The sequence below is a fragment of the Nocardia cyriacigeorgica NBRC 100375 genome (assembly GCF_000308555.1).
GTDB lineage: Bacteria > Actinomycetota > Actinomycetes > Mycobacteriales > Mycobacteriaceae > Nocardia > Nocardia cyriacigeorgica.
This window is the reverse complement of record NZ_BAFY01000247.1, coordinates 1-9342: the sequence shown is the minus strand read 5'-3', so window position 1 is coordinate 9342 and position 9342 is coordinate 1. Positions and strand designations below refer to the sequence as shown.

Below are 9342 nucleotides of genomic sequence, written 5' to 3'. Positions count from 1 at the left end.
CCGGCCCGGCCACCGACCGCGCGAAGACCGCGGCCCCGGCGATGCCGGCCGCCGCCGCCCACAGCGCGGGCGCGGCACCCACACCCAGCGCGAGCACCACGATCGCGGGCAGCACCCGCGCGACCCCGGCCGCACCCAGCACGACAGCAAGCCCGCGAAACCGCCTGCCGCCCTGGAGAACGCCCTGCTCGCCGGACAGCATCACCAGCGCGGGCGCAGCCATCAGCGCCGCCGCACAGGCCACCGGGCTCACCTCGAGCACCACGGTCACCACCGGTATCAACGCCGCCGCCACCGCCGCGACGATCACCGCGCACCGCCACTGCAATCCACGCAGCGCCGTCACACTCGCACCGCGCACCAATTCCCTGGCCACCACGTTCTGCAACGCCAACGCGGGTACCGCGCACAGCAGCTGCACCGCGAGCAGGCTGGCGAATTCGCTGTAGCCGGCCACGCCGAGCCAGCGCCCGGCCAGCAGCTGGAGCAGATACCCGGCCACATTGGCCGTCATCGCGCCCGCCGTCACCAAGCTCAGATCCGCCACGACGGGTAGGCGACGAACAGCAGGCACGCCCGCCATCGTCGCACCCCGGACCCCGGGCGCGCGCCGCCGCCCCTCACGAAAACGACTCGGCTCCCCTGGCGCGATGCCAGGGGAGCCGAGTCGGTCAATGCGTGTTACCGCCGAGGGATCAGGGCTTCTCGGGAAGCTTGATCGTCTCGGTCGGGGCATCCGCGTCTCCACGGCGCGGGCTCGACGGCGCGGTCGGCGCCGCGGGAGCCGGGCGACGCGGCGGCACACCGCCACGACCGGCGGTAGCGGCGGCGCCACCACCGCGCACACCGAGCACGATGCCCGCGATCAGCGCGATCAGGCCGACGACGCCGAGGATGATCGGCACGACGCGACCGAACAGCGACAGCTTGTCGATGTTCTCCTTGGCGACCGACAGCTGCGACTCGATGGTCGGCTCGTCGAAGGTCAGCGTCGCCTTCAGCGCGGTGACCTCGGGCTTGTCGCCGGTGCGGCCGTAGTACATGTGGATGGCCTCTTGGCCGTCGACGACGGTGCCGGTCTCCGGCTCCACGAACAGGTCGCGGGTGTTGGTGTACCAGCGGAACATGGTGATGTCGCCGTCACCTTCCACGCCCCACTTGGCGGCGGGCAGGCTCAGCCGGAACGCCGGGTTCTTGGTCGCGTCGTACAGGTTGGCCGGCTCGACGACCTGACGGAAGTGGTACACCGTGGTGCCGTTGATCTCGGTCTCCTCGATGAACTTGGCATCGGAGGTGACGCGGGCGGTCCGGTCGAAGTACGGGTAGTCCTTCTTCTCGGTGCCGATCGGGAACCGGTACTGCAGGCCCTCACGCTTGAACGGCTCGGCGACGCTCTCGCCTTCCTTGTTCACGGTGGCGGCGATGGAGCCGTTGGGGTCCTCGTCCACCGGCTCGCCGGTCTTGCGGTCGATGGTGACCCGGTCGATCTCGGCGGTCAGCAGGCCGGTGTCGCCCTGCTTGTCGGTGCGCCGGAGCGTGGTACCCGCCTGGACGGTCATCTTCTCCGCGTCCGAGGGTTCCTCGACGGTCACGAACCGCTGGAAGACCAGGGGAACATTCTGGTCGACCTTGGCCGAGCCCTCGGGCGCGGTCAGCGATTTGGCGTCGAGCACGAGGCTTTCCTGGCCTGGCACATTGGTGGCGATGGTGGTGATCTCGAGGTCGAGGGGAGTCTTCGCCATCTTGCTCAAGGTATAGGTCGGGATCATCAGCGCGGCCACGATGAGCAGCGCGCCGAGGCCTACGAGCAGGCAGGCAACCGTCCTTTTGGTTCCGGCACTCTGTGCCATGCAAAGTCTCCTCGTTGTCGAACACGGGTCGCTCCGTCGGTACTGTGGGCATACCACAGCACTCGTGAGCCCCGACACTAACAGCCCGGTGATGAACCACGCCGTGCCGAGGCCGGAATCGGACCTAAAATCGCCCGAGTCTAGCGCGAAAAGTGAAATGTCGGATTCTCATGTCGAAATCCGCAGGGCAGACTGGACCCGATGATCGCCACCGCACCCACCACAACGGACGCCCCGGCTCGTCCGCGCGCCTTCCTGCCCGCATTGGAAGGGATGCGCGGCATGGCGGCACTGGGTGTCCTGCTCACCCATGTGGCGTTCCAGACCGCGGCGACCGGGATTCCGGTGCTCGGCCGGGTGCTCGAGCGCTTCGATATGGCGGTGGCGGTGTTCTTCGCGCTGTCGGGATTCCTGCTGTGGCGCCCGCATGCGGCGGCCGCGCGTGGGCTCGGCACGGCGCCGAGTGTGGGCCGCTACCTGCGTCACCGTGCCGCGCGCATCCTGCCCGCGTACTGGGTGGTGGTGTGCGTGGTGCTGGTGTTGCTGCCGAGCGCGGCCGACACCGCGGGCTTCCGGGTGTGGTTGTCGAATCTGCTGCTGTTGCAGGTGTTCATCCCCCTGACGCTGACCGACGGCTTGACCCAGATGTGGAGTCTGTCGGTCGAGGTGGCTTTCTATCTGGTGCTGCCGCTGCTGGCATTCGCGCTGTCGGGGCTGCGCGGTTCGGCGGCGCGGGCGCGCATTCCGGCGGTGCTCGGGCTGGCGTTGATCAGTCTGGGCTGGAATTTCCTTCCGGTGCCGACTCCGGACGCCATTCACGCCGACAATTGGCTGCCCGGATATCTGCCGTGGTTCGCCGCGGGCATGCTCTTGGCAGAGGTGATTTTCGATAGCCGTCCGCTATCGCGCTTGCGCCGGGTGGCCGGAAATCAACCCCTGATGTGGAGCGTGGCGCTGGTCGTGTTCCTGATCTCGGCGACGAACTTCGGCGGCCCCGCCGGACTCACCCGCGCCGAGCCCTGGCAGTACGCCGCCAAGATAGGCCTCGGCGCACTGATCGGGTTCACCTTGCTCGCACCGCTGATCCTGCGCGATGCCGAGGCGAAGCCGCATCGCTGGCTGGAATCATCGGTCTGCCAAGCCATCGGCCGCTGGTCCTACGGCATCTTCATCTGGCATCTCGCCGTGCTGTCGATCGTGTTCCCGGTCTTCGGCATCGTGCCTTTCAGCGGCGACTTCCCGTTGGTACTCACCCTGACCGTCGCCATCACCCTGCCGATCGCCGCGGCCAGCTACGCGCTCGTCGAAGAGCCGGTCCGCCGCTACGTGCGCCGCCGCGAGCAGCTGGTCGCTGCCCGCAAGGCAGCGCAGGCCGCCGAGTAGGGGCTCAACTCCGGCGGGCGTCCTGCAGATGGTGGTGCAGCTCGTGCAGCGTGTGCACCGCCAGCCAGCGCAGTGAGCGTTGGGCGCGCTGTGGATAGTTGTAGACGAGCGTGCGTTGCCAATCTCGCGGGGTGAGCCGTTCGAGTGCGTTGCGCAGCAGCGCAGCGGCATCGGTGAGCTGCCGGGCGACGTCGGCCGGCAGCTGCTCGGCGTAGCCATCGTGCTCGGCGCGCTCATCGCGGCCCATCGGCTCGGCCACCGGATCGTCGGTGCGCCGGGCGGCGAGCAACCGCTCCCGCTGGACGATCAGCACGTCGCGGACGTGGCAGGAGTACTCCAGCGGCGACCAGACCTCCGGTGCCGGACGGCGCGCCAGTGCGCCGACCGGTGCAGACAGCAGCTCCTGATACCGCTGGGCATACTCCGACAGCAGCGCGGGCACCTGGGGTGCGGTGTCCAGGTCGTAGACGTATCCGCATTCGTCACAGCGGTCCGTTGGCGGCGATGGCGGCGCGGCGGCCAGCTCGCCGTCGGCGCGACCATGCTCTTCGCGAGACCTCATGACGACGAATCATCCTCTGCCGAGTCGGCTTTGCGCTTGCCCGGCGGCAGTGCGGCGATGCCGACCGCGATGACGGCGATCAGCGCCGGCAGCTGCACCCAGAGCGAGCCGCCCATATAACCGGTCGGGGAGCGCCACGGTCCCGTCGAGAGCGCGGCCGCCGACAGGGCCGTGCCGACACCCGCGATCACGACCAGTGCCGTGCGCGGGATCCGGGGCACGAAGCGGATCAGGGCGAGACCGGCGGCGGTGAGGGCGGTGCCGGCCGGGCCGGAGATGATCGTGGTGGCGGCCGCGAGTCCGACGGCGGGGATCCAGCGGCTGCGCCAGGTGCGCGGGGCCGGGCTGTCGGGGAGCGGACGGCCGCGGCGGGGAATCGCCAGGGCGGCAAGGGGGATCAACAGCAGCAGGCCGCCGAAGATGGCCAGGCGATACCAGCGGTCGACGGGGAACGCGACGGTGATCGGCCCCTGTGCGTCCTCGGGCAGCAGCCAGCCCTGCTTCCAGCCGTCGACCACGACCGGGTCGAGCTCACGGCCGTCGGCGGTTTCGGCGGTCCAGCCCACGTTGGTGCTCAGCGGAAGAACCAGGAGCCGAGCTCCGGTGGTCACCGGTGGATTCGGGACCGGGTCGACGGCGGGATTGTCCAGCCGCAACCGGTCGACGAAGAACAGCTCGGTCGGCGCCGCGATCACATCGACGCGGCCGGGGAACAGGTCGACGGCATCGCTTCCGCAGATCCGCGCGGACACCGGTGCCCCCGCCAGCAGTTCGGCAGCGGTGGCCGTCACCGAGGTCTGGAAGACCTCTCCGCCCAACGCCACGGTCGGCCCGTCCGCGCAGCCGATCGTGATCAACCGGTCCGGGTCGGCGGGCGGCGGATAGTCCGGCCCGAGCACCGACACCTCGGCCAGGCCGGGCGGCTGGGTCTGGGCGAAGCCGAGCGCGGTGCGGTCGAGCACCGAATCCCAGCTCTGCAGGGTGAGTTCGATGCGGTCGGTGACGGTGGGGTGTAGTGAGATCCGGGTCGTCTCGTCGTCGAGATCGCGCACTTGCGGTCCGTTGCCGAGATTCACCGCGACGGAGGTGGGTGCGGCGGGCAGCCCGCCCAGCGAGGCGGTGATGTCGAGGCCGGTTACCAGCGCCGGCTCCGGCAGTTCGATGGTCAGGGTGGGCCTGCCGCCGAGCAGGTTTCGCACCGTGTCCTCGGGAGCGGTCCAGCTGGTGCGCGGGTCGCCGTCGGTCGCGGCGAAGGCCGAACCGCGCAGGTCGCCCACGTCGGAGGTGCCGCGGGCGATAGGGCGTTGTGGATCGGTGAGCAGAGCCTCGAGTGCGGGGCCTTGGCGGGTGCGCACGGTCAGTTCGGGTGTGACGGTCATGCCCTCGGGCACCGACAGCGTCCGCTGGAAGGCGCCGAGTTCTTCCGGCGCGAGCGCCAGGCCCTTCCCGCAGCGCACCCGGTCCGGCGCGTCGAAACAGGCGCTGCGGCCGGGGAATTCCTGGCCGAGGTCCCAGCCGGCGACGGGCGCGCCCTCGGGTGCGGGTGGGAGCACCGTGCGGTGCTGGATGTCGACGCGGACCGGGGCATCGCGCACCGAATAGTCGTCGAGGGTCAGTTCGCTGATGCCGAACTGGCCGCCCGCGGTGCCGTCCCTGGTGCGGATGGCGGTGATGGTCATCCAGCTGGTTGTCCCGGCCGGCAGCGAAACCGACACCTGCGCACCGGGTTCGGAGATGCGGGCGGACACGCTGCCGTTGTCGGTGCGCACCTCCACCCACTTCACCGGATCGCCGATGGCGGCCGCGCTGGTCGTCAACCGCAACAGACCGGCACGGATGGGCCGGTCGAGGTCGAGCCGAAGCCATTGCCCCACCGCGCGTTCGGCACCGTTGCTGACCCAGCCGGTGGCGGGATCGCCGTCGACGGCGGCCGCGGTCGAGCTGCCCGGCGCGGAACCGCCGATCTGAGTGGCGTCGGCGGCGGAGCTGGACGCGGTGACGGTCGCGCCGGACCATTCGCCGCGCACCGGATCCGCGCCGGGCACCGGATAGTCGGGCACCAGATTGTGGGTGCGGCGCGCGTCGTCGGGTGCGCGCAAGGCCGAATTGTGGTTGTCGACCTTGCCGAAATCGGTTTCCCGCGCCATCGGGGTATCGGTGATGGTCACCGGCCCCATCGGCAGCCCGGCGCGCTCCCGGTCGGCCGCGAGCAGCCGGGGTTCGGCCCCAGCACCGGGATCGCGGTTGAGCCGCTCCAGCACTTCCGGCCCACCCTGCACCGTTGGCACAGTGCTCAGTGGCACGGTGTAGGCGCCGGGCAGCTCATCCGGTGCGCCGGTGCCGCTGCGCAGCTCGGCGGGGGTTCCCGGCGTCGGTACGTCCACCCGGTAGATCTCGACGGCCGGGTAGGCGGGGCGCAGATCCCCGTCGGCGACCAGCCCGTCGGCGATGACGCCGGTTTCGATGGGAGCACCGAACTCGGCCACCTTGTGCAGTCCCGGCGAGTTGTCCAGCGCCTGATGGGCGAGCATGGGCCGGGTCGAGCGTGAGGTGTCCGGGTCCAGGTCGTTGCGCAGCACCACCACGCCGATGCCCTGCCCGGCCAGCGTCGCGGCCAGCCCGGCCGACGGGCGGCCGTCGGCGATCAGCCGCTGCACCGAATCCATCGCGCGGATCGTGCCCGGGGGATTCAGCGGCACCGCGTCGCGAACCGCCCACGGCGTCTGCGCCAGCGCTTGCAGCGGTTCGTCGCGGGTCAGCCCCCACACCTGACTGCCGAACGGCGCGCCGGGAACGACGAGCGCGCGGGTGTCGGCGGCATTGTCGTTCAACCATTGCGCGGTCTGCCGCCAGTAGCCGGGGACCTCGTCGTAGGCGCCGCGCGGTGCCAGCTTGCCGGTCCAGGCCAGCGAGGTGGACAGCGCGAGCGCGGTGAGGATCAGCGCGGTCGCCGCCACTTTCCGGTCCCGTTCCGGATGGGCGAACGCGCTGCGCCAGACCGGCATCGGCACTGAGGCGGGCAGCGGCACGCGAGCGATCAGGTGTGCGAGGCCGAGCACCAGCGGGATGCGGATGAGCGGCTCGAGCTTGTGCACATTGCGTAGCGGCGCGCCGGTCGAATCCAGGAACACCCGCACCGATTCCGCGAACGGCCCACCGAGTTCGCCGACGTATCCGGCACTGATGCCGACGAGCCCGACGCACAGGATCAATGTCAGCCGCCCGCGTCCCGGCATCGACCGCATGGCCAGCCCGGCCATGCCCGCGGCCGCGATCAGGCCGGTGGCCAGCACCGCGGCCGGCTGGGTGACCAGCACCGCGCCGGCGATGCGTTCGGGTGAGACGAACGGCGTCCAGCTGTCGGTGCCGCGTAGCACCTCACCGAGCGAGGCCCACTGGGTGGTGACGCCGGAGGATTCGATGTAGTCGAGGAACGGCGGGCTCACCCGGCCCAGCAGCAACAGCGGTACCGCCCACCAGAACGTCGCGAGCACCAGCAGCGGAACCCACGCCATGGTGAATCGCCACCAGCGTCGATTCGGCCGGTACGACGCCCACCACAGCAGGGCGGGCAGGAACGCGGCGACCGTCGCCACCGCGTTCACCGCACCCATCAAGGCCAACGCCAGCGCGCTGCCCGCAGGTGAGCGCGCACCACCGCGTCTGCGCTGATAGGCGGTACCGAGTGCGGCCGGGGCCAGCAGCACCCACGGCGCGAGCACCATCGGCAACGTCTCCGAGGAGATCGACCCGAGCGTGGTGAGCACCCGCGGCGACAACGTGAACGCCAGCGCGGCGATCACGCGCGAGCCCCGACTGCCGATGCCGAGGGTTTCGGCCAGCTTGACGATTCCCCAGAATCCCGCGAGCAGCAGCAGCGCCCACCAGATCCGCTGGGTCACCCACGCGGGGAGCCCGAGCAGGTCGCCGAGGGAGAAGAAGCTGCCGTGCGGGAAGAAGTATCCGTATGCCTGGTTCTGCACCTGCCCCATCGGGGCCTGGCTGCTCCACATGTGCGAGGCGCGATCCAGGAAGCCGAGCGGGTTCTCGGCCAGGTCGTACTTGGTGTCGGCGACGGTGAGGCCGGGTGCCTGGAGGAAGGTCAGCAGGAAGGCGGCGACGACCGTGCCGGCGAACCAGCGTCGGCCGAGGGGCGCGGTTTCCGGCGCCCGTTCCGCCCCGGGTACGCCTGTGGACGGCCGGTCGGCGTCCGGTCGGCGCACGGAGGTTGCGGTGTCGTCGGGCATCACGTTCGTATCAGTCGGCGTCGCGGGCATCGAGGCGAGCGCACGCGTCGACTATCGGGAGCACAGACAGCAGGCAGGACCGACTCGTGATGGTCACGCGTGCGTCCGGACCGCGATGCGGCGCAGGATCGGCGCGCACCACGGTCAGCGGATCGCTCGCGCCCGGCGCGAGCGATCCGCGAGAAACCGGGTGTGGATCAGCGGCTGCCGTATTCGACGTTGTTCAACAGCGAGGAGTCGGCGTCGCCGCTGCGGTCGATCTCCGGGCGGGTGTTCTGCTGCACTGCCGCCGTGATGATGAACACCGCGATCGCACCCAGGACGGCGCCGGCGACCGCACTAGCGGCACCAGGTACAGCAAACTTCATCGGGGCACTCCAATACTTCGCGGAAGGCAGGTATTCCCGGCCAACCTAGCAGGACTTCGGGGATTCGCGTATGCGCAGGTCTGCTATAGCGAAAAGATATTTCCGGATCGGCTGGTGACGGCGCACCTCAGTTCGGCGGTAGGGCGCAGTTGAGGCTGTCGAGGAGGGTGCGCAGTTTCGCTGTGGTCTCGTCCAGCTCGATCAGCGGCTCCGAGGCCGCGACGATCCCGCCGCCGGCGAACGCGCGCAGCGACAGTCCGTCGGCCGCGATCTCGGCGCAGCGGATCGCCACCACCCAGTCGCCGTCGCCGTTACCGTCGCACCAGCCCGCGGCGCCGCCGTAGAACCCGCGATCGCCTTCCAGTTCGATGATCGCCTCCAGCGCCTGCGGTGTCGGCGTCCCGCACACGGCGGGCGTCGGGTGCAGCAGCAGCGCGAGTTCGAGGGCGGTGGGGGCGGGGTCGCGCAGCGTGCCGGTGATCGGGGTGCCCAGATGCCAGACCTGCTGTGTCTGTACCAGTTCCGGGCCGTCCGGGATCGACAGCGACGTGCACAGCGGTCGCAGCTTGTCCGCGATCCAGTCGATGACGAAGGCGTGCTCGTCGCGATTCTTGGTGCTGGCCAGCAGGTCCCGGGCCTGCACGGCGTCGGCGTCGGGATCGGCCAGGCGGGGCAGGGTGCCGGCGAGCGGATGCAGCGTGACGGTCCTGCCGTGGCGGGACACCAGCACTTCCGGCGTCGCCCCGACCAGCGTCTCGCCGGCGCGTCCGGCCGGCGTCAGATCCACCGCGTAGACGTGTGCGCGCGGATGCCGGGTGAGTAACTGCGCGGCCACCACCTCGGCATCCAGCGGTTCCTCGGCCGCGGCGAGCACCGAACGCGCCGCCACCACCTTGCGCAACGGCTGACGGCTGTCGGCGAGTTGTTCGACC

Annotated in this window: 6 protein-coding genes and 1 pseudogene; 1 reads left to right on the top strand and 6 read right to left on the bottom strand. The window is 70.4% G+C overall.

The annotated features are described in order from the left end of the window. Window positions 1–583: pseudogene (locus RJ05_RS24870) on the bottom strand (polysaccharide biosynthesis protein); the annotation flags it as partial. A 112-nt stretch (window positions 584–695) separates the two neighbouring features. Next, complete coding sequence (pgfA, locus tag RJ05_RS24865) at window positions 696–1850, bottom strand: cell envelope lipid trafficking protein PgfA (protein ID WP_036541303.1); 1155 nt, start codon at window positions 1848–1850, stop codon at window positions 696–698. Between the two features lie 201 nt (window positions 1851–2051). On the opposite strand from pgfA, the gene RJ05_RS24860 reads away from it, so the two are divergent. Then, complete coding sequence (locus tag RJ05_RS24860) at window positions 2052–3233, top strand: acyltransferase family protein (RefSeq protein ID WP_036541300.1); 1182 nt, start codon at window positions 2052–2054, stop codon at window positions 3231–3233. Window positions 3234–3237: 4 nt separating this feature from the next. Here RJ05_RS24860 and RJ05_RS24855 read toward each other — a convergent pair whose 3' ends face one another. The 4 genes from RJ05_RS24855 to RJ05_RS24845 form a co-directional block, all read right to left on the bottom strand. Further along, complete coding sequence (locus RJ05_RS24855) at window positions 3238–3795, bottom strand: DinB family protein (RefSeq protein WP_081597517.1); 558 nt, start codon at window positions 3793–3795, stop codon at window positions 3238–3240. Next, on the bottom strand, window positions 3792–8042 hold the full coding sequence (locus RJ05_RS24850) for an alpha-(1->3)-arabinofuranosyltransferase (protein ID WP_081597516.1): 4251 nt from the start codon (window positions 8040–8042) through the stop codon (window positions 3792–3794). The genes RJ05_RS24855 and RJ05_RS24850 overlap by 4 nt, the downstream gene beginning before the upstream one ends. A 197-nt stretch (window positions 8043–8239) precedes the next feature. Further along, window positions 8240–8410, bottom strand: a complete 171-nt coding sequence (locus RJ05_RS30245; protein WP_081597515.1) for a DUF2613 domain-containing protein — start codon at window positions 8408–8410, stop codon at window positions 8240–8242. Between the two features lie 127 nt (window positions 8411–8537). After that, window positions 8538–9342: isochorismate synthase (locus RJ05_RS24845; RefSeq protein WP_036541297.1), on the bottom strand; the 805-nt coding region annotated here is incomplete at its 5' end.